The organism is Algoriphagus sp. 10J20-15, assembly GCF_055809615.1.
In genome coordinates this window covers 1-17,804 of sequence record NZ_JBVVUG010000042.1, presented here as the reverse complement: position 1 = coordinate 17,804, position 17,804 = coordinate 1, and the positions used below count along the sequence as shown (strand labels likewise).

The window sequence follows — 17,804 nt, the reverse complement described above, 5'->3', positions numbered from 1 at the left end:
CTTCCTTCCAATTTTCAATGAAAGCTGTCAGTTCTTTAGCCTTCATTGTCCCTATTAATATTTTTTTCTTTTCGCCTACATCTATTAAAAGTCCTCTATCTCCAAAGAACGTAGTAAGCTTTGGTAGTTTTATTTCCTTTAAATCCCCATCCTCCATAGTCTGAAATGGGGCTATAGTTAATGACTTTGAATCCACTTAATTGTTTCTTTTTGGAAACTTCGCCACTGACGAATAAAAGGCGTGATCGTAAAGAAATACTTTTTATCATCAATCCTTGTTTCAAGTTTCAGATTGAAAATCAGGATGAAAACTAGAATCAATGAGCCAATAACTACTGTCCCAGTGCAATCGCCATTTCTTGTTTGTCATCGGTGGTAGCATATAATACAATCATTAAGATAATCACTGGTACCTCTGTCAAAATCATGACGTACATAATCCAAGTACCTAGATAAGATCGGCTTTTCTTTGAAAATGCGATTAGCCATGGCTATTGATTAGGCCTACATTTAGTACAGGACTGGCACTTTTGTCGGAACAGAGAAATCACCATTAAGTTCGATACCATTACGGCCTTTTTCTCGTCATCAAATTCAATGATGTCTTTTAATTTCAAATCTGCTAATGCCATTTCTACCATTCCAACATCAACAATTTTTTGTCTTGCCGCTACGATAGCAGTTGCCTGTTGTCTTTGGAGCATGGCTGATGCAATCTCAGAGGCATAAGCCAAGTGAGAAATTCGAGCTTCAATTACTTTGATCCCCGCATGATGCATGTTTACTTGATCTCTTGCTCTAAGGAATGGTTGACATTCAACGCCAGATCGGAGTGTGACCTCAGCTTCTTCAGCTTCAAAATTATCATATGGATAGTCTCTAGCCATCTTTCGTATTGCTGCGTCTGACTGTAAGTGACAGTTTTCATAATCATCCACATCAAATGTTGCCTTGAAGGTATCTTCCACTTGCCAAACTACTGACTGGTTCATTATTTCCTCATTGCCTATTTGTCGTTCACTTTGACTGGCTTGTTTTCAAAATTTCTCACTCGAAGTGAGATTTTCTTTTTTGTCATAAAAATAATTTAACCCAGTAAAAGCCATTGTCTTTTACACTTCCTTTATAATTCTGAAAAGGAGAAATACCATTGATTATTCGGTTCTACGCGCACCTAGACTTATTAATAGGACGACTACCCATAAGATGCCACGAGCACAATCATGATTTGCTGAACAAAAAGGGAACTGCCAAAATAATAAGTGCAAGTACAAACAGGATCATAAAGTATCCTGACATAAGTTTAGTTATTTTTTCCATGTTAATATGATGTTAAAAGGCTAGAAAAGTTCGATAAGGTTCAAGTTTTGCAAAAAAAAATCTCCTTAGTCGGGGTATTTGATTAAGTTCGGTTCCTTATTTTTCTTCGTAAAAGTGACAAATTCTTTCCGATTAAAGATTTGTAAATCAGTTATTTTCTCGCCTACTCCAATGTATTTGACTGGAATTTTAAATTGATCTGAGACGCCCAATTACCCCACCGCCTTTCCTACAAGTTTGGTGATGGCTAATGAAGTGATTTCTGTGACTTTTGTAAATTCTTTTGCCTGAATAAATGCATTTTGGCCAGTAGATCCATCTAAAACGAGGGAGGCGGTGCATCAGGGATGAATTTTTGCATCACGCGCTTGATTTTGCCAAGTTCATTCATCAGATTCACTTTGGTGTGGGAATGCTGTAGTATCAATTATGATGCAGGATCCCCATTAGATCTATTTTGCCCTCCCGCCATCAAATCGACAATCTACGCAGGATCTGTATTCATGCCATGAGACACAGACAGGAACGCCGACTCTGTTTCCCCAGAGTATCAATTGATCTACCGCCGCAGCTCTAAATGTATCTCGCAGGACCTAGGATTACTGATTTTCCTGTGCATTGGAAAAGATTTGCCAGTTTCCCCTATTGTTGTTGTTTCGCCAACACCGTTCACTCCCACCACCATGATTACATAAGGTTTCTTTCCCTCCGGTAAATTAAAATCCATTAAATCTTGAGAATTGTTTTCCTTTACAAGGTTTCAACTTCTTTGAGAATCACGTCGAGCTCCGCTGTGTTTACATATTTGTCACGCGCTACTCGTTCTTCAATTCGTTGAATTACTTTGATTGTAGTGTCCACCCCCACGTGAGGTGATTAGTATTTCTTCCAATTCATCCAAAATCTCATCGTCCACTTTGGACTTGCCGACTACGGCTTTACTGAGTTTTGAAAAAAAATGTTTTCGTCTTGATTTCTGAAGGCCTTGATCGAGGCTTTCTTTCTTGTCTTTTGAAACTGAAAGATTCCCATGGGTATGCGTTTTAAAAGTGGAATATAACGAAAAAGTCCCTGCTGACCGATGGACAGAGGGATGAGAATGCCGTGCCCATGCTTGGCAATTTGCAACTTATTTTTTAAGGTGTCCTGTACCAATGGGGAAGGAACCATTTCTTCTCTGAAGGTAATGCTGAGCTCTTTGAGTTGATAGTTGAAACTTTGGTGTAAGTGATTATGCTTTTCTTAAGGGTTGCTATAACTATAATTTTATCGTTTTAACTGGATGCTTTGAGCTAAATTATTTAATTTCTTTATGAACAGTTACCTTCTTCATAATTGGATTGAATTTTTTCAATTCCAATCTTTCAGTAGTATTTTTTCTATTCTTGGTAGTGATGTATCTTGAAGTACCTGGCAATCCAGAAGCTTTGTGCTCCGTGCATTCCATAATCACTTGTACTATTGCCTTTCTTAGCCATCTTTGTATTGATTTTAAGGTAGTGACCTTGATTATCTGATTACAATCATCCCGTTATCCTGAAAGCTTTTTCAAAACCGCAGTGATACCTTTCTCTTATTGATAGTCTTCAATGCCTTAGTACAAACTTTCAAAGTGATCCATGCACTTCTCTGGAACGTAGAACGTCTTCTCGTGGATTGGGTAAGAATCTACGCTTAGTTCTTGTCTGTTTGCATGGGAGACGTTGTTACCTAATTGAGGTCTTTTTCCGGTTATGTCAAAACTTTTGCCATGGTAATGTATAGTAAATTGTATCCGTTTCTGTAATTCTGCAATATTGGAGCATATAGAAATATGCATTTCAAAAATATTCCCTTTTATATCAGACTTTTGGTAGGGACAGTGTTTAGTACCTGCTTCCTGTAGCACAGCTTGTTTCTATAACTTTTTGTGAAAACCATCAGTCCTTGCTCGTTGAACAAGAGCTTCCGAACTTATGGCCTACTAGGTTGAGGGTTCTTCGGATCTTTCATGGTTCGGGCAAAGGGACGACTATATTTGGACTTGACGAGTCCTTATTATATAGTATACAAAATTACGAAAAACATGCAGACTATCACAGAGCCGAAGCATCCCAATTGGCTCACGCTGACGGCGTGGGTAACGTAGCGAGGCTGTTCTGCGGAACATGCCGAAGAGGGGGCTATAGCTCAGGCGAGTGCTTCGCTGATAACGAAACAGGCTCCAAGTCCTGGTAGCCCCACTCCATCCCCATTCGCTCAGCTCAATTGGTAGAGCGCCTGCTTTGCAGGCTCAGGGGTTCGATTCCCCAGGCTCTACTTGCTCTCGCTAGCACGCCGCCCCGTTCTGCGTGCGCTCCGCGCAGAGCGCGGTCCTCGTTGCGCTTCGCTCTGCTGGACGCGCCGCCGCCCGTGCGTTCGCCACCGAGCGCGGACGCTTTAGGGCTTCTCTTCACGCCGGCGCTTCTGCGGCGGGCGGGCCCAGCTCGCCGTGAGCAGGCCGGTCTCGGCGAGCACGTCTCGGAGGGCGTCGCTCCGCGAGCGCACCCCCAAGCTTCGGTAGGCCGACTGCAGTCTATCGTACCGTGCGCCAGACGCCCGAGTCCCTCAGCGACTTCCCCGGGAGCGCAACCGGGCGCGGGGCGCGGGCGACGTCGAGTTCGCGCGGGGCCAGCAGCGGCCGGTCCGCCGAGCCGCAGGAGCGGGGCGTTCATGTCGCCGCGCAGTGCCGCGGCGGCCAGCCGGCGGTGGTCAGCGTCGGAGATGTCGCCGCGACCCGCCATCCCCGGACACGTTCGATGCATGCGGTCAAGGCGTTCTTCGACAAACGGCGGCGGCCGCGATGACCTGCTCGATGCGGACCTGACTCGACGGCACGCGCCGCGTCGAGCACCGCGAGTGCCGGCTCGATCCTCTCGATCGAGTTCTGGCAGAGCGCCTCGGCGACCCGGGCCGTGCGGTCGATCTCGCCGAAGCGCAACGCGTGGGCGAGGGTGAGAGCGCCGATGAAATCGTAGGAGGAGTCGATGGCATCCTCTCCACGATGACGCGGCCCGCGCCGGCTCACCGGCCGCTTGCGGCGAGGAACGCCTCGCACGCGCGGGCGGAGTCCTCGCCGCACCGCTCACCGGCCCAGTGCGTCGAGCTTCGCTCCGTTCCCGAGCGGCCGTCGCGGTGTCGCGCTGCGCGGCGATCGCGGCGCGCACTGCGGCGAGCGTCAGCTCGCCGCCATCCCAATGACACCGAGCCTCGAGCGCGAGATCGGCAAGAGCCTCGGCCTCGGCGAGGGGCCATCGCCTGGCCGCTGCCAGGCGAGCAGCGCCGTGAGACGCGCCCTCGGCGCGAAGCGACTTGAGATAGGAGGCCGCGGCGGCGCCGTCGCCCGCTTGCGAAGCGCGGAACCGTTCGATGCCGAGGGCGATCGCGGCCGAGGCGCCTCAATCGCCTACACTTCCTGCGGCACCGCGAGCGCGACCGCCGACGTTCGCGCCGCCGTGAAATCGCCCGCGCGGCCGCCGCGATCGTCGCCGCGATCGCGCTGCGACGGGGCGCCCCCGAACCTTCGGCGAGGGGGGCGCCACCTCCACATCTAGTGGAGCGGCGTCGCCCGCATCCAGCCGCTGGCGCACCTCCTCCCCGTGCGCCGACGGCGGAGGGATCGCCTCGACGAATGCGAGATGCTCCCCGCGATCCCCGGAGGTGATGCTAATTTCTCCCGAGGCTTCTGCGCAACCCGGCATCGTCGAAACGCGCATCGGCGATGTCGAGTTCACCGACCGCCCGGGAGGCGGCGAAACGTGCGTGAGCTGGGCGGCGACTGGCACGGCGACCCGGGAACGCTGTGGCGGCGGCCAGCCGCGAGGCCCCGCGCGCGTTGCCGGGTCGCGGTCAGCAGCGGAAGGGCTAGGGCTCAGCTCCGTCGGATCGGTCGGGGTGACCAAGCTCCCCATTGGCGGCGCGAAGCGCCTGGCGGGCAGCCGCGTCACGGCGAGGCGCTCCGACTCCTTCGCCGTGACGCGGCTCCCGCCCGGCGCTTTCGCGCCGCCGAGTGGGAGCTTTGGCGCGGGCCGCCCGACCGATCCGACGGAGCTGACCTGGGCCGCCGGCTACGCGACCGCGACCGGCGACGTGCGCGGGGCCTCGCGGCTGGCCGCCGCCGCGGCGCAGCTCCCGGGTCGCCGTGCCGCGGCCTTCGCCGCCCAGCTCACGGCCGCGACCGCCGCCTCGGCGGTCGGTGAAACCGACATCGCCGATGCGCGCTTCGACGATGCCGCCGGGTTGGCGCAGAAGCCTCGGGAGAAGATCGCGCTGCACGCGCTATTGCGGGGCAGCATCTCGCATTCCTGTTCGAGGCGATCCCTCCGCCGCCATCGCACACGGGCAGGAAGTGCGCCAGACCTGGATGCGGGCGACACGGCTCCCGCTCGATGCGGACCTCTGGAGGTGGCGCACCCTCGCCGAGGTTTCCTTCGCCGGCCCGGTGCCGAGCGTGATCGCGGCGACGATCGCGGCGGCCGCGCGGGGCGAGTTCACGGCGGCGCGAACGTCGGCGGTCGCGCTCGCGGTGCCGCGGGAGGTGCTGGGCGATGATGCCCCCTCGGCCGCGATCGCCCTGGCATCGAACGGTTCTGCGCGCTTCGGGAGCGGGTGACGGCGCCGCCGCGGCCTCCTATCTCGAGTCGCTTCGCGCCGAGGCCCACGAGGAGGTGGGATTCTTCACGGCGTCCTCGCCCGGCACGTACCCCGACGATGGCCGGTTCGCCGAGGCCAAGGCTCTTGCCGATCTCGCGCTCGAGCAGCGCTGTCGTCCGGATGGCGGCGAGCTGACGCCGTTCGCCTGTGTGGTGCGCTCGCCATCGCCGCGCAGTGCCTACGACACCGCCGACGCCGCTCGGATGCTCGACAACGACTCGACGCCGCTGGGCCGGGTGAGCGGTGCCGCGAAGTCGCCCGCGCCGAGCGCGAGGCGTTCCTCGCCGCAGCCGCCGGTGAAGCGGCGCGGGCCGCCGAGGTCATCCTGCGCGCCGTCGAGGATGCCATCGACTTCTACGATTTCATCGGCGCTCTCACCCTCGCCCACGCGCTGCGCTTCGGCGAGATCGACCGCACGGCCCGGGTCGCCGGAGCGCCGCGCCAGAACTCGATCGAGAGGATCGAGCCGGCACTCGCGGTGCTCGACGTGGCGCGCGCCGTCGAGCCGCTGGGCCGCGTTGAGCAGGTCATCGCGGCCGCCGCCCGTTTCGTCGAAGAACGCCTTGACCGCGTGCGCCTGTCGACGTGCTGGGATGGCGGGTCGCGGCGACATCTCCGACGCTCACCACCGCCGGCTGGCCGCCGCGGCGCTCGCCTTGCGCGGCGACATTCACGGCCGCTCCTGCACTCGGCGGACCGGCCGTCCTCACCCCGCGGAACCCGACGTCGCCGGCGCCGCGGCCCGCCGGCGCGCTTCCGGGAGATCGCCGAGGAGCTCGGCATCTCGGTGCGCACGGTCGACAATCAGCTGCAGTTCGGCCACCGAAGCCGGGGGTGCGCTCGCGCGACGCCCTCCGAGACGTGCTCGCCGAGACCGGCCTGCTCGACGGCGAGCTGACCGCGACCGACCGCAGAAGCGCCGGCGTGAAGAGAAGCCCAGCGAGTGAGCGACCGCGCTCGGTGCGCGAAGCGAACGAACCGGCTAGCCGCGGCGTGCTGGCCAGCAGAGCGGAGCGGCTCACCACGCTCGGTGCGCGGAGCGGCGCACGCCGGAGAAGCGGCGGCGTGCTAGCGAGAGCGGAGCCTAGGGGAATCGAACCCCTGACCTCCTGCTTGCAAAGCAGGCGCTCTACCAATTGAGCTAAGGCCCCGAATGGGGATGGAGTGGGGCTACCAGGACTTGAACCTGGGACCTCTTCGTTATCAGCGAAGCGCTCTAACCGCCTGAGCTATAGCCCCTCGTATGTTCCTGTATAACAGCCTCGCTTACATTACCCCACGCCGTCAGCGCTAGCTGAATTCGGATGCTTCGGCTCTGTGATAGTCTGCATGTTTTTCGTAATTTTGTATACTATATAATAAGGACTCGTCAAGTCCAAATATAGTAATTGCCTTTGCCCGAACATGAAAGATCCGAAGAACCCTCAACCTAGTAGCCCATTAAGTTCGGAAGACTTCTATTTCAACGAGCAAGGACTGATGGTTTTCACAAAAAGTTATCATCTAAAACGGGGCTATTGCTGCGGGAACGGCTGTAAACACTGTCCCTACCCAAAAGTCTGATATAAAAGGGAATATTTTTGAAATGCATTGTTGCATATCCCCAAAAAGTTCCGATATTTGCAGACTCATTACAGAAACGGATACAATTTACTATACATTACCATGGCAAAAGTTTGTGACATAACCGGAAAAAGACCTCGAGTAGGTAACAACGTCTCCCATGCAAACAACAAGACTAAGCGTAGATTCTACCCAAATCTTCACAAGAAGACGTTCTACGTTGCACAGAAGAAGATCCATGGATCACTTTGAAAGTTTGTACTAAGGCATTGAAGACTATCAATAAGAAAGGTATCACTGCGGTTTTGAAAGAAGCTCAGGATAACGGGATGATTGTAATCAGATAATCAAGGTCACTACCTTAAAATCAATACAAAGATGGCTAAGAAAGGCAATAGAGTACAAGTGATTATGGAATGCACGGAGCACAAAGCTTCTGGATTCCCAGGTACTTCAAGATACATCACTACCAAGAATAGAAAAAATACTACTGAAAGATTGGAATTGAAAAAATTCAATCCAATTATGAAGAAGGTAACTGTTCATAAAGAAATTAAATAATTTAGCTCGGAAGCAATTCCGTTAAAACGATAAAATTATGGCTAAGAAAGTAGTAGCAACCCTTAAGAAAGAAGGCGGCGTAACTTACGCCAAAGTTATCAAGGCTGTTAGATCTGAGAAGACTGGCGCTTATACCTTCAGAGAAGAAATGGTTCCTTCCCCATTGGTACAGGACACCTTGAAAAAATAAGTTGCAAATTGCAGCATAAGGCATTCTAGTCCCTCTGTCCATCGGTCAGCAGGGACTTTTTCGTTATATTCCACTTTTAAAACGCATACCCATGGGAATCTTTGGTTTCTTTTCAAAAGACAAGAAAGAAAGCCTCGATCAAGGCCTTCAGAAATCAAGCGAAAACATTTTTTCAAAACTCAGTAAAGCCGTAGTCGGCAAGTCCAAAGTGGACGATGAGATTTTGGATGAATTGGAAGAAATACTAATCACCTCTGACGTGGGGGTGGACACTACAATCAAAGTAATTCAACGAATTGAAGAACGAGTAGCGCGTGACAAATATGTAAACACAGCGGAGCTCGACGTGATTCTCAAAGAAGAAATTGAAAACCTTCTGAAGGAAAACAATTCTCAAGATTTAATGGATTTTGATTTACCGGAGGGAAAGAAACCTTATGTAATCATGGTGGTGGGAGTGAACGGTGTTGGCAAAACGACAACAATAGGGAAACTGGCAAATCTTTTCCAATCCGCAGGAAAATCAGTAATCCTAGGTGCTGCAGATACATTTAGAGCTGCGGCGGTAGATCAATTGATACTCTGGGGAAACAGAGTCGGCGTTCCTGTTGTGTCTCATGGCATGAATACAGATCCTGCGTCGGTAGCGTTCGATGCGGTAAAGCAAGGAGTGGATTCTAATGCAGATGTCGTCATAATTGATACTGCCGGGCGACTCCACACCAAAGTGAATCTGATGAATGAACTTGGCAAAATCAAGCGCGTAATGCAAAAATTCATCCCTGATGCACCGCATGAGATCCTCCTCGTTTTAGATGGATCTACTGGCCAAAATGCATTTATTCAGGCAAAAGAATTTACAAAAGTCACAGAAATCACTTCATTAGCCATCACCAAACTTGATGGAACTGCCAAAGGCGGTGTGGTGATTGGCATCTCAGATCAATTTAAAATTCCAGTCAAATACATTGGAGTAGGCGAGAAAATGACTGATTTACAAATCTTTAATCGGAAAGAATTTGTCGATTCACTTTTTACGAAGAAAAAATAAGGAACCGAACTTAATCAAATACCCCGACTAATATCGGGGTATTTTTTTTGCAAAAACTTGAACCTTAATCAAACTTTAGCGTAATTTAATATGATATCATTTTAACATCATATTAACATGGAAAAAATAACTAAACCTATGTCAGGATACTTTATGATCCTGTTTGTACTTGCACTTATTATTTTGGCAGTTGCCCTTTTTGTTCAGCAAATCATGATTGTCGTCGGCATCTTATCGGTAGTGGTAGCACTAATAAGTCTAGGTGGGTTCTTCATCGTAGAACCAAATAAATCAATGGTACTTCTACTTTTCGGAAACTATAAAGGAAGTGTAAAAGACAATGGCTTTTACTGGGTTAATCCTTTTATGACAAAAAAGAAAATCTCACTTCGAGTGAGAAATTTTGAAAACAAGCCAGTCAAAGTGAACGACAAAATAGGCAATCCGGTAATGATCGGAACCATCGTAGTTTGGCAAGTGGAAGATACCTTCAAGGCAACATTTGATGTGGATGATTATGAAAACTTTGTTCACTTACAGTCAGACGCAGCAATACGAAAGATGGCTGGACTATATCCATATGATAATTTTGAAGCTGAAGAAGCTGAGGTCACACTCCGATCTGGCGTTGAAGATGTCAACCATTCCTTAGAGCAAGAGATCAGTGAACGTCTACATCATGCGGGGATCAAAGTAATTGAAGCTCGAATTTCTCACTTGGCTTATGCCTCTGAGATTGCATCAGCCATGCTCCAAAGACAACAGGCAACTGCTATCGTAGCGGCAAGACAAAAAATTGTTGAAGGAGCTGTTGGAATGGTAGAAATGGCATTAGCAGATTTGAAATTAAAAGACATCATTGAATTTGATGACGAGAAAAAGGCCGTAATGGTATCGAACTTGATGGTAGTTCTCTGTTCCGACAAAAGTGCCAGTCCTGTACTAAATGTAGGCACGCTTAATCAATAGCCATGGCTAATCGCATTTTCAAAGAAAGCCAATCTTATCTAGGTACTTGGATTATGTACGTCATGATTTTGACAGAGGTACCAGTGATTATCTTAATGATTGTATTATATGCTACCACCGATGACAAACAAGAAATGGCGATTGCACTGGGAGTAGTTATTGGCTCATTGATTCTAGTTTTCATCCTGATTTTCAATCTGAAACTTGAAACAAGGATTGATGATAAAAGTATTTCTTTCAGATACACGCCCTTTATTCGTCAGTGGCGAAGTTTCCAAAAAGAAACAATTAAGTCATACAAAGTCATTAACTATAGCCCCATCTCAGACTATGGAGGATGGGGATTTAAAGGAAATAAAACTACCAAAGCTTACTCAGTTCTTGGAGATCAAGGACTTTTAATAGATGTAGGCGAAAAGAAAAAAATATTAATAGGGACAATGAAGGCTAAAGAACTGACAGCTTTCATTGAAAATTGGAAGGAAGAATAAATTATGCCTAAGAAAAAAGCATTTGCTCTACGGCTAGATGAGAACATGATGAAAGCGCTCGAAAAATGGGCCGGAGATGAGTTCCGCAGCACCAATGGTCAGCTGGAATGGATCATCAGGGAATCATTAAAAAAAGCTGGACGCTTGCCTAAAGGTAGCATAACTAACCCTAAGCCAGACGAAAACCCAATTCAGGAATAACATTCTCAATTTTCAGCCTCTGGTATATATAGTAATTCCCCCTTTTCAAAATCATATAAAGTAAGTGATCTTAGCTCGTAATAGGCAACCCAAAAGTCACGTAAGGACTCATAAAATGCTCTTTTATTAGTGTCCTTTTCGCTCTGGGCTATATTGAGGTTAGAGATAGTTACATTACCAGTTTGGTACCTACTTAATGCAATATCATATCTTCTCTGAGCCACATCTGAAGCAACTTTGGTCACATTCAGTCGCTCTTTAATGTTGATAAAGTTTTTCACTTTTGTGAAAATGTTTTCCTGAAAATTAATTTGCTCCTGCTCAACGGTATAGTTAACTAATTCCTGATTTGCCATTGCTACGGACATTCTGGCCTTATTTCTACCCCAATCCAAAATTGGAACTGATAGATTTAGGCTGACCAATGCCTGAGTATTAGGATTTTGGTAAAGATCCGGAAAACTGAAAGCCGCATTATTGTACCCATACCTAGCGTTTAGTTGAACTTGAAACCGATCACCTTTAGCCTGTGCCACTTCCGCTTCAGCTTGATTCTTTTGTCTGTCAAACCCAATTACTTCTGACCTGTTTTGAAAAGCAAGGGAAATTGCTTGCTCAACGTCCACGTCAAACTCCGGAATATCCACCGGAGATATCAGGTTCAGCTTAGAAGATTGATTTAAGCCTATAAATGCATTCATGGAAAAAGAGGCACTTTCTAATGACAATTGCGCCTCGGCCATAGCTTGTCGCGCATTCAATACCTGAAGCTCTACTTGCAGAAGTTCATCTTCTGGTGTTACGCCAAGTTTATTTCTCTTCTGTTCAATGGAATAAATGTTCTCGGTATTCTTAAGATTTGTTGTGGCGATATCATAGTTAACCTGTGCAGTTAAATAGTCAAAATACAGTTGAGTCACGAATACTGATACTTGTTCCATATCCTGTACATATTCACGCTTACTTTCTTCAAACAGTAATGGCTGAATTTTTTTATCCCATTTAAATCTGTTGTAAGCAAAAATGGGCTGCTGTAAAGCCACACTGATGGGTACGCCAGAATATCTTGTTTGTGGAGTTACCTCGGTTGGAAAGAAAATTATCAAACCTATTCGTAGAGGTATTTACAGAAACTGTACCACCCGTGGCCCCAATTACCTGCTCCAAGCCCAATCCCAAGTCCATCAAATTCTGCTTTACCTCAATAAATTCAATAGAACCATCTGGCTGTGTAATATTATTGTATTCCTGATAATATTGAGGAATAGTACCCGAAAGCCTTAATTGAGGATTGTAATTGGATTTAAATAGTCTGTACCTCCAGTAGCTATTCTCTCGTTGGGTTTTTGCCTGAAGTGCCCGGGGAGAATTATCTTTTGCCTGCTGAACTAACTCTTGCAACGTAAAAGTTTTTACATCTTGACCACTTGCAAAATTGATAGTTGAGCCCAAAATAGTTAACAGTAAAAAGGGTTTGAAAAATAGTAAGATTCTAATCTTCATAAGGGCTTTATTATTTGATTGAAAAAGGTAATCTATTCAGATCAACTAAAATAGTTATTGATTCCTCACAAACAAGAACCTAAGTGTGTCTCAAATCCTAAAAAATCTAAAAAAGCAAAACATTCTATTTCATTACCCTCCTTTTAGCCCTTTTGCGTAACTTGCAGCTTGATTAGATCCAAAAATGAAATCCATTATTAGTTTCGTAATTCGTTACGTCCCGAGACCACTATTACAGCGGGTAAGTCCTTTAGTCATGAAAGTTTTTGCACAGATGAATTCTGGCAAAGATGTCACTTGCCCGGTATGTGAACACAGCTATAAAAAATTCTTGCCTTATGGCCGAATCGCAAGAGCAAACGCGCTATGTCCTAATTGCTTGTCTTTGGAAAGACATAGATTAATGTGGCTTTTCCTCGAGGAAAAAACAGACTTCTTTACGGCACCGCTTCGAGTACTTCATGTCGCGCCAGAGCATTGCTTTATAGAGAGGTTTGAAGGGTTAGACAATTTGGATTACATCACTGCTGATATTGAATCGCCTTTGGCTAAAGTCAAAATGGATGTGCATGACATTCCATTTCCCGAAAACAGCTTTGATGTAGTCTTTTGCAACCATGTGTTGGAACATGTAGATGACGACCTTAGGGCCTGTGCTGAGTTCAATCGAGTATTGAAGCTTGGCGGGTGGGCATCTTACAATCGCCCGTCTACCCTATCGAAAAGACTTTAGAAGACAAATCTATTACAGACCCGACCGAGAGAGAACGGATTTTTGGGCAGAGAGATCACGTTCGAAAGTTCGGAAGAGATTATGCAAAGCGCTTGAGAAAGTCTGGAATACGTATTGAGGAAAACTTATTTGTAAAGGAGCTGGCTTCAGAAGTAATCAAACAAAATGCATTACCTCCGGATGAAGTAATCTTTGTTTGTAGAAAAGGAGATTAACCCTTAACCAATTTCCTGAAAACCTCTAAGGGTAAGCCAAGTCCATACGAACACAGCTGTGACATAGAGGTCAGCCAACTTAGTAGCCCAATTTTTAAAGAGTTGTATTGCGAAGAAGAAGACACTAGAACTCCAATACTCCAAACCAGAAATAGACTAATGGAAATCTGAAACAGGGTATTATTCATAAAATAAAAAACCGGAATACTTAAGCTGAAAAGCAAAAAAGCTGTGGGTAGCCAATGAACCAACTTGATGGCATCTGGATGAAATCTTGATACGTTTACCCGATTTCTTCCGAAGGAGAAAGCCTGCTTTGCAAATGAAAAAAGCGTGTTTTTACGCTTGTGATAAACGTAAGCCTCTCGAACCAATTCAAGTTTGAATCCAGCATTTTTAATACGGATACTCCATTCAATATCCTCTCCCTGATTTGGATCTGCAAAACCACCTGTAGCCTCAAATACAGCTTTTGACACCCCCATATTAAATCCACGGGCTTGGTATTTAGATGGGTCCTTCATTTTTCCACGAATGCCGCCAGTAGTCCAAACCGAAGTCATCGCGAAATCCATTGCTTTCTGTAAATCAGAAAAATCAGCCGCAGCAGCATCGGGTCCCCCAAATGCATCAAGCTTTCTATCTTGAATCGCTTTGGAAAGGTTTTGTAAATAATCTTTTGGTAATAGCACATCAGAATCCAGAATGACAAAATAATCCCCATTGGCAATTTTCATCCCGTTGTTACGTGCAAACCCTTGACCTGTGTTTGCTTGTGGTAGGTATTGAATATCTAGTTGTGAACTGAATTCATTTATAATTTCTGATGAGTCAATAGAAGATCCATCCTCAATTACGACCACTTCAAAAGCAGTAAGACTTTGCTTAGCAAGACTTAATAGTAGTTCTTTTAACTCCTCAGGTCGATTATAAACCGGTATGATTACCGAAAACTTCATTAAAAGTCGAAGTTTATCTCTTCGTCAATTTTGTATTCAGCTTCTTTGGATTGATTTGAAGTCATCAGCTCAGCGATAAAGCCTGTCACAAATAATTGCACTCCAATAATCAAAGCAACCAATGCCAAAAAGAATAAAGGCTGCTCGGTAATTTCTCTCACATTATGGCCTTTACTCAATCCGTAAACCTTTTCGAAGATCAACCAACAAGTGATTAAGAAACCTGTCAAAAATGAAAAACTACCCAATAAGCCAAAAAAATGCATAGGCTTCTTTTTGTATCTATGTACAAAAGAAACCGAGATCAAATCCAAGAATCCATTCAAGAACCGCTCAAGACCAAACTTCGAGTAGCCGTACTTTCTGGCTTGATGCTGGACTACTTTTTCCCCTATTTTCCCAAAGCCATTCCATTTGGCAAGCAAGGGAATGTATCGATGCATCTCCCCGTAGATCTGGATATTCTTAACTACTTTGCGTCGGTAGGCTTTCAGGCCACAATTAAAGTCATGCAATTTAATCCCTGAAATCCATCGGGTCACTCCATTGAAGAATCTTGATGGAATAGTTTTACCTAATGGATCATGACGTTCCTTTTTCCATCCAGAAACAACATCAAATTTCCCTTCAGTAATCATCACATATAAGCCTGGAATTTCATCAGGGCTATCCTGAAGATCTGCATCCATAGTGATCACTACATCACCACTGGCTTTCTTAAACCCGGCATCCAATGCAGCGGATTTCCCGTAGTTTCTGGTAAAATTAATCCCTCTCACCTCATTGAATTGCTGGGAAAGCGAATTAATTATCCCCCAGGAATTATCAGTACTACCATCATTGATGAAAATCAACTCATAAGAAAAGCCGTGATCATGCATGACACGGCTAATCCATTGAGTTAATTCAGGCAGTGACTCCTCCTCGTTAAATACAGGAACTACAACTGAAATTTGGCTCATAATTTAATAATCGAGAGACTTATCCTTTTTCTTAAGAATAGCTCCCAAAATTAAGGCAATAATCGCATACACAATCAGTCCAAAGCCAAAACTCATAAGCTGGCCAGACAAGGTAAATCCTTTAGAAGTGCTATCTCTCATTTGTTCTAGCATGGCAGGATCCATAGAATCAGGGTTTTGGCCAAATTTTTCCATCATGGACATTTGAGTTTCAAAGGCCTGATCTGCTAATACGCTTGCTAAAGAAGGATCAATTACATGGAATAAGAGAATTTGACCTAACAACCCAATCAACCCTGATATCACCATGGCAATAAAACTAAAGTTAAAGGCTGTCCCAAAACTCATAAAACCGCCAATTTCAGTTCTATACTCCTTACCAAAATAAATAATTAACACAAAGAATAATACTATGGCTACCAAACCAAACCAAGCAGATCCTAGTAGGGTTGAATCAATAAAATATGCAATGAAGGTGAGCGCTAAGCTGACTAAACCAATTGTTAGACCTGGTTTTATTGCTGCCTGAAAAGGAGACTGTTGTTCTTCCATGAGTTCGTTAGTTAGGATTTTTCCTTAAAATAATAGATATAATAATAGTAAAAAACAGTCCTGGGATGATTTTCCATAGCGCATCATTCAGTGCGATATCCCAAGGCACCATATTTCGAATACTTTCAAGGGTTAAGTTAAACGAATTTTCTCCCACCTGAGCTACTATGGATTCTTTACTACCGGACAATACTTCAAGTTTTGATTCTTTGATTTGCTCAAACAATGTAGTATGTAGCAAAAGTACCAACCAAATTCCCACAAGAGACACCATTGCTTCTAACATATAAGCTACGAACCCCACAGACATTCCTTCGGCAAAGGATAAATAACCATTATTACTGTATTCCTTAAAAAACTTAATTGCTAAAAAGATAGCAACAGGAGTAATCACATAACCAAACACGAGATTTAAGTTAGTAGGATCCGGGTACAAAAATGAAAGGGAGATGAATGCTAGAACACTAAAAGCACCTGCTATTCCACCAAATTTGTAAGCTGAGCTAAAGTACTTATACATCAGCTTGTACTAATTGTCCTTTTTGAATCACGTATTTCACCTGACCTTTAAGTTTTTTCCCATACCAAGGTGAATTAGATGAAAGAGATTTGTTTGACTTATCATCAAAATCCCATTTTGCTTCTGGATCAAATATGGTCCATGATTTACAAAGTTTGTGAGGCAATATAGCCTTTGGACCGGAAGTGATTTTCTCAATAAGTAGTGGCCATCCAAGCTCATTTTCAAGTTTCACCAGGGCTGGAAGAAAAGTCTGCAAACCTGCCATACCAAAATTAGCCAAATCAAATTCCATGAATTTAGAATCACGGTCTTCCGGTTGATGGTTACTTACAAGAGCATCTATAGTTCCATCTTTCAGACCTTCCATCAAAGCATCTCTATCTAAATTACCTCTAAAAGGCGGCAACACTTTAAGATTGGGATCAAAATCCATCAAGTCTCCATCCGAAAACAATAATTGATATATAGATATGTCAGCGGTAACATTCAGCCCTTCAGCTTTTGCTCCCCTTATAAGGTTAACCCCTTTTGCAGTGTTTACAGTTTGAAAATGAACTCGACCGCCAGTATAGCGGATAATCTCAAGATTTCTCTGAATGGCTACATCTTCAGCAAGATTTGGAATTCCTTTTACACCAAGCATGGTAGAATTTTCCCCCTCATGCATGTGGCCAAAGATTGCTAATAAAGGATCATAAGCATGATCAAAAAGGACTCCATTGAACTTTTGGAGATATTGGAGAATTTTCATGTAGCGATCTCCATTTGCTAATGGCTTATTGCCTTCACCAAAAATAGATACTCCAGATTGGTGATGCATATCGAGTATTTCTGTCAAATTCTCTCCATCCGTATCCTTAGTGACTGCACCTTGTATTAGAAATTCGGGGGTATACTTTTTCGATCTGTTAAGGACAAAATCTACATCTCCCTTAGATTGAATTACCGGATCGGTATTAGGAAGTATAACAGCAGCTGAGAAACCACTAGATACTAATGATTCAGCCAAACTTTCAATAGACTCCTTATACTCATAACCGGGTTCTCCCATACTACATCGGAGATCTATCCATCCTTCTGACAATAGCCAATTAGAGGAATCAATTTCTTGATCAAATTTGAAAGAATTGCTAGAAGTAGCAAGAGTTAATTCTCCATTATCAAAAACATAATCCTTGGATTCATTTAAACCATTAGAATTAACAAGACGGAGACCTTTAAATAGAATAGACATTCAAATTGGGCTTTGATGCAAAACTGCAACAATATTCTAAAAATGAAAAGTGGATTTTAAAATACTATGATAAAAGTGAGAGTCTAAAAATCCAAAAACCTGTTAA

18 protein-coding genes, 3 tRNA genes and 5 pseudogenes are annotated in these 17,804 nt (G+C 45.7%); 11 read left to right on the top strand and 15 right to left on the bottom strand.

Annotated features, from left to right (window positions below):
• Window positions 1-491 precede the first annotated feature (491 nt).
• The 4 genes and pseudogenes from AC0L6R_RS17765 to rpmB (AC0L6R_RS17750) all read right to left on the bottom strand — a co-directional run bounded on the left by AC0L6R_RS17765 (window position 492) and on the right by rpmB (AC0L6R_RS17750) (window position 3,082).
• A complete protein-coding gene (locus tag AC0L6R_RS17765) occupies window positions 492-992 on the bottom strand; it encodes an SPFH domain-containing protein (RefSeq protein WP_473272386.1) in 501 nt (166 codons plus the stop codon).
• Between the two features lie 393 nt (window positions 993-1,385).
• Window positions 1,386-2,335, bottom strand: a pseudogene (locus AC0L6R_RS17760) (signal recognition particle-docking protein FtsY); the annotation flags it as partial.
• Between the two features lie 282 nt (window positions 2,336-2,617).
• Window positions 2,618-2,798 (bottom strand): annotated as a pseudogene (rpmG, locus tag AC0L6R_RS17755) (50S ribosomal protein L33).
• 31 nt (window positions 2,799-2,829) lie between these two features.
• A pseudogene (gene rpmB / locus AC0L6R_RS17750) lies at window positions 2,830-3,082 on the bottom strand (50S ribosomal protein L28).
• Between the two features lie 396 nt (window positions 3,083-3,478).
• Here rpmB (AC0L6R_RS17750) and AC0L6R_RS17745 point away from each other — a divergent pair.
• Window positions 3,479-3,542 (top strand) — tRNA-Ile (locus AC0L6R_RS17745).
• Window positions 3,543-4,009: 467 nt separating this feature from the next.
• On the opposite strand, the gene AC0L6R_RS17740 is transcribed toward AC0L6R_RS17745, so the two are convergent.
• Window positions 4,010-4,396: a hypothetical protein gene (locus tag AC0L6R_RS17740; protein WP_473272383.1), complete on the bottom strand. Its 387-nt coding sequence runs from the start codon at window positions 4,394-4,396 to the stop codon at window positions 4,010-4,012.
• Between the two features lie 1,290 nt (window positions 4,397-5,686).
• Between AC0L6R_RS17740 and AC0L6R_RS17735 the strand changes: the two genes are divergently transcribed.
• Window positions 5,687-5,950 (top strand): hypothetical protein, encoded by a 264-nt coding sequence (locus AC0L6R_RS17735; protein ID WP_473272382.1) that lies wholly within the window; start codon window positions 5,687-5,689, stop codon window positions 5,948-5,950.
• A gap of 219 nt (window positions 5,951-6,169) precedes the next feature.
• On the opposite strand, the gene AC0L6R_RS17730 is transcribed toward AC0L6R_RS17735, so the two are convergent.
• The 3 genes from AC0L6R_RS17730 to AC0L6R_RS17720 all read right to left on the bottom strand — a co-directional run bounded on the left by AC0L6R_RS17730 (window position 6,170) and on the right by AC0L6R_RS17720 (window position 7,230).
• The gene (locus AC0L6R_RS17730) at window positions 6,170-6,604 is read right to left on the bottom strand and encodes a hypothetical protein (RefSeq protein ID WP_473272381.1); all 435 of its coding nucleotides are present in this window, start codon (window positions 6,602-6,604) and stop codon (window positions 6,170-6,172) included.
• Between the two features lie 465 nt (window positions 6,605-7,069).
• Window positions 7,070-7,142: transfer RNA gene (locus AC0L6R_RS17725), tRNA-Ala, on the bottom strand.
• 14 nt (window positions 7,143-7,156) lie between these two features.
• Window positions 7,157-7,230: transfer RNA gene (locus tag AC0L6R_RS17720), tRNA-Ile, on the bottom strand.
• Window positions 7,231-7,395: 165 nt separating this feature from the next.
• Here AC0L6R_RS17720 and AC0L6R_RS17715 point away from each other — a divergent pair.
• The 8 genes and pseudogenes from AC0L6R_RS17715 to AC0L6R_RS17680 all read left to right on the top strand — a co-directional run bounded on the left by AC0L6R_RS17715 (window position 7,396) and on the right by AC0L6R_RS17680 (window position 11,017).
• Window positions 7,396-7,554: a DUF5522 domain-containing protein gene (locus AC0L6R_RS17715; RefSeq protein WP_283414783.1), complete on the top strand. Its 159-nt coding sequence runs from the start codon at window positions 7,396-7,398 to the stop codon at window positions 7,552-7,554.
• A gap of 102 nt (window positions 7,555-7,656) precedes the next feature.
• Window positions 7,657-7,901 (top strand): annotated as a pseudogene (gene rpmB, locus AC0L6R_RS17710) (50S ribosomal protein L28).
• A 31-nt stretch (window positions 7,902-7,932) separates the two neighbouring features.
• Window positions 7,933-8,115, top strand: a complete 183-nt coding sequence (gene rpmG, locus AC0L6R_RS17705) for a 50S ribosomal protein L33 (protein WP_473272380.1) — start codon at window positions 7,933-7,935, stop codon at window positions 8,113-8,115.
• A 37-nt stretch (window positions 8,116-8,152) separates the two neighbouring features.
• Window positions 8,153-8,305 carry a DUF4295 domain-containing protein gene (locus tag AC0L6R_RS17700; protein WP_111610562.1) on the top strand — a complete coding sequence of 51 codons (153 nt, stop codon included), beginning with the start codon at window positions 8,153-8,155 and terminating at the stop codon, window positions 8,303-8,305.
• Between the two features lie 91 nt (window positions 8,306-8,396).
• Window positions 8,397-9,356: a signal recognition particle-docking protein FtsY gene (gene ftsY / locus AC0L6R_RS17695; protein WP_283414782.1), complete on the top strand. Its 960-nt coding sequence runs from the start codon at window positions 8,397-8,399 to the stop codon at window positions 9,354-9,356.
• A gap of 117 nt (window positions 9,357-9,473) precedes the next feature.
• Complete coding sequence (locus AC0L6R_RS17690) at window positions 9,474-10,325, top strand: SPFH domain-containing protein (RefSeq protein WP_473272379.1); 852 nt, start codon at window positions 9,474-9,476, stop codon at window positions 10,323-10,325.
• A gap of 2 nt (window positions 10,326-10,327) precedes the next feature.
• Window positions 10,328-10,816 (top strand): hypothetical protein, encoded by a 489-nt coding sequence (locus AC0L6R_RS17685; RefSeq protein ID WP_473272378.1) that lies wholly within the window; start codon window positions 10,328-10,330, stop codon window positions 10,814-10,816.
• A 3-nt stretch (window positions 10,817-10,819) separates the two neighbouring features.
• Window positions 10,820-11,017, top strand: coding sequence for a type II toxin-antitoxin system antitoxin (locus AC0L6R_RS17680; protein ID WP_283414779.1), 198 nt, complete (start codon window positions 10,820-10,822; stop codon window positions 11,015-11,017).
• Window positions 11,018-11,022: 5 nt separating this feature from the next.
• Here AC0L6R_RS17680 and AC0L6R_RS17675 read toward each other — a convergent pair whose 3' ends face one another.
• Entirely contained in the window at window positions 11,023-12,060 is a 1,038-nt protein-coding gene (locus AC0L6R_RS17675) for a TolC family protein (protein WP_473272377.1), read from the bottom strand.
• Window positions 12,020-12,520: a hypothetical protein gene (locus AC0L6R_RS17670; protein ID WP_473272375.1), complete on the bottom strand. Its 501-nt coding sequence runs from the start codon at window positions 12,518-12,520 to the stop codon at window positions 12,020-12,022. Before AC0L6R_RS17670 ends, AC0L6R_RS17675 begins: the two co-directional genes overlap by 41 nt.
• 184 nt (window positions 12,521-12,704) lie before the next feature.
• On the opposite strand from AC0L6R_RS17670, the pseudogene AC0L6R_RS17665 reads away from it, so the two are divergent.
• Window positions 12,705-13,468: pseudogene (locus AC0L6R_RS17665) on the top strand (class I SAM-dependent methyltransferase).
• Here AC0L6R_RS17665 and AC0L6R_RS17660 read toward each other — a convergent pair.
• The 5 genes from AC0L6R_RS17660 to AC0L6R_RS17640 are packed head-to-tail and all read right to left on the bottom strand — an operon-like array spanning window position 13,465 to window position 17,698.
• A complete protein-coding gene (locus tag AC0L6R_RS17660; protein WP_473272374.1) occupies window positions 13,465-14,427 on the bottom strand; it encodes a glycosyltransferase family 2 protein in 963 nt (320 codons plus the stop codon). The pseudogene AC0L6R_RS17665 and the gene AC0L6R_RS17660 overlap by 4 nt on opposite strands.
• Window positions 14,427-15,389 carry a glycosyltransferase family 2 protein gene (locus AC0L6R_RS17655; RefSeq protein ID WP_473272373.1) on the bottom strand — a complete coding sequence of 321 codons (963 nt, stop codon included), beginning with the start codon at window positions 15,387-15,389 and terminating at the stop codon, window positions 14,427-14,429. The genes AC0L6R_RS17660 and AC0L6R_RS17655 overlap by 1 nt, the downstream gene beginning before the upstream one ends.
• Window positions 15,390-15,392: 3 nt before the next feature.
• The gene (locus tag AC0L6R_RS17650) at window positions 15,393-15,941 is read right to left on the bottom strand and encodes a DUF4199 domain-containing protein (RefSeq protein WP_473272371.1); all 549 of its coding nucleotides are present in this window, start codon (window positions 15,939-15,941) and stop codon (window positions 15,393-15,395) included.
• A 7-nt stretch (window positions 15,942-15,948) separates the two neighbouring features.
• Window positions 15,949-16,461 (bottom strand): DUF4199 domain-containing protein, encoded by a 513-nt coding sequence (locus AC0L6R_RS17645; protein ID WP_283414773.1) that lies wholly within the window; start codon window positions 16,459-16,461, stop codon window positions 15,949-15,951.
• Window positions 16,454-17,698 (bottom strand): dihydroorotase, encoded by a 1,245-nt coding sequence (locus AC0L6R_RS17640; protein WP_473272370.1) that lies wholly within the window; start codon window positions 17,696-17,698, stop codon window positions 16,454-16,456. The genes AC0L6R_RS17645 and AC0L6R_RS17640 overlap by 8 nt, the downstream gene beginning before the upstream one ends.
• Window positions 17,699-17,804: the final 106 nt, after the last annotated feature.

Excerpts from the sequence above, each read along its gene's own strand:
- rpmG (WP_473272380.1), top strand. The coding sequence starts at position 7,933 with ATGGCTAAGAAAGGCAATAGAGTACAAGTGATTATGGAATGCACGGAG.
- AC0L6R_RS17715 (WP_283414783.1), top strand. The coding sequence starts at position 7,396 with ATGAAAGATCCGAAGAACCCTCAACCTAGTAGCCCATTAAGTTCGGAA.
- AC0L6R_RS17765 (WP_473272386.1), bottom strand. The coding sequence starts at position 992 with ATGAACCAGTCAGTAGTTTGGCAAGTGGAAGATACCTTCAAGGCAACA.
- AC0L6R_RS17655 (WP_473272373.1), bottom strand. The coding sequence starts at position 15,389 with ATGAGCCAAATTTCAGTTGTAGTTCCTGTATTTAACGAGGAGGAGTCA.
- AC0L6R_RS17730 (WP_473272381.1), bottom strand. The coding sequence starts at position 6,604 with ATGTCGCCGCGACCCGCCATCCCAGCACGTCGACAGGCGCACGCGGTC.
- AC0L6R_RS17645 (WP_283414773.1), bottom strand. The coding sequence starts at position 16,461 with ATGTATAAGTACTTTAGCTCAGCTTACAAATTTGGTGGAATAGCAGGT.
- AC0L6R_RS17640 (WP_473272370.1), bottom strand. The coding sequence starts at position 17,698 with ATGTCTATTCTATTTAAAGGTCTCCGTCTTGTTAATTCTAATGGTTTA.
- AC0L6R_RS17670 (WP_473272375.1), bottom strand. The coding sequence starts at position 12,520 with ATGAAGATTAGAATCTTACTATTTTTCAAACCCTTTTTACTGTTAACT.
- AC0L6R_RS17680 (WP_283414779.1), top strand. The coding sequence starts at position 10,820 with ATGCCTAAGAAAAAAGCATTTGCTCTACGGCTAGATGAGAACATGATG.
- AC0L6R_RS17690 (WP_473272379.1), top strand. The coding sequence starts at position 9,474 with ATGGAAAAAATAACTAAACCTATGTCAGGATACTTTATGATCCTGTTT.
- AC0L6R_RS17700 (WP_111610562.1), top strand. The coding sequence starts at position 8,153 with ATGGCTAAGAAAGTAGTAGCAACCCTTAAGAAAGAAGGCGGCGTAACT.
- ftsY (WP_283414782.1), top strand. The coding sequence starts at position 8,397 with ATGGGAATCTTTGGTTTCTTTTCAAAAGACAAGAAAGAAAGCCTCGAT.
- AC0L6R_RS17650 (WP_473272371.1), bottom strand. The coding sequence starts at position 15,941 with ATGGAAGAACAACAGTCTCCTTTTCAGGCAGCAATAAAACCAGGTCTA.
- AC0L6R_RS17685 (WP_473272378.1), top strand. The coding sequence starts at position 10,328 with ATGGCTAATCGCATTTTCAAAGAAAGCCAATCTTATCTAGGTACTTGG.
- AC0L6R_RS17660 (WP_473272374.1), bottom strand. The coding sequence starts at position 14,427 with ATGAAGTTTTCGGTAATCATACCGGTTTATAATCGACCTGAGGAGTTA.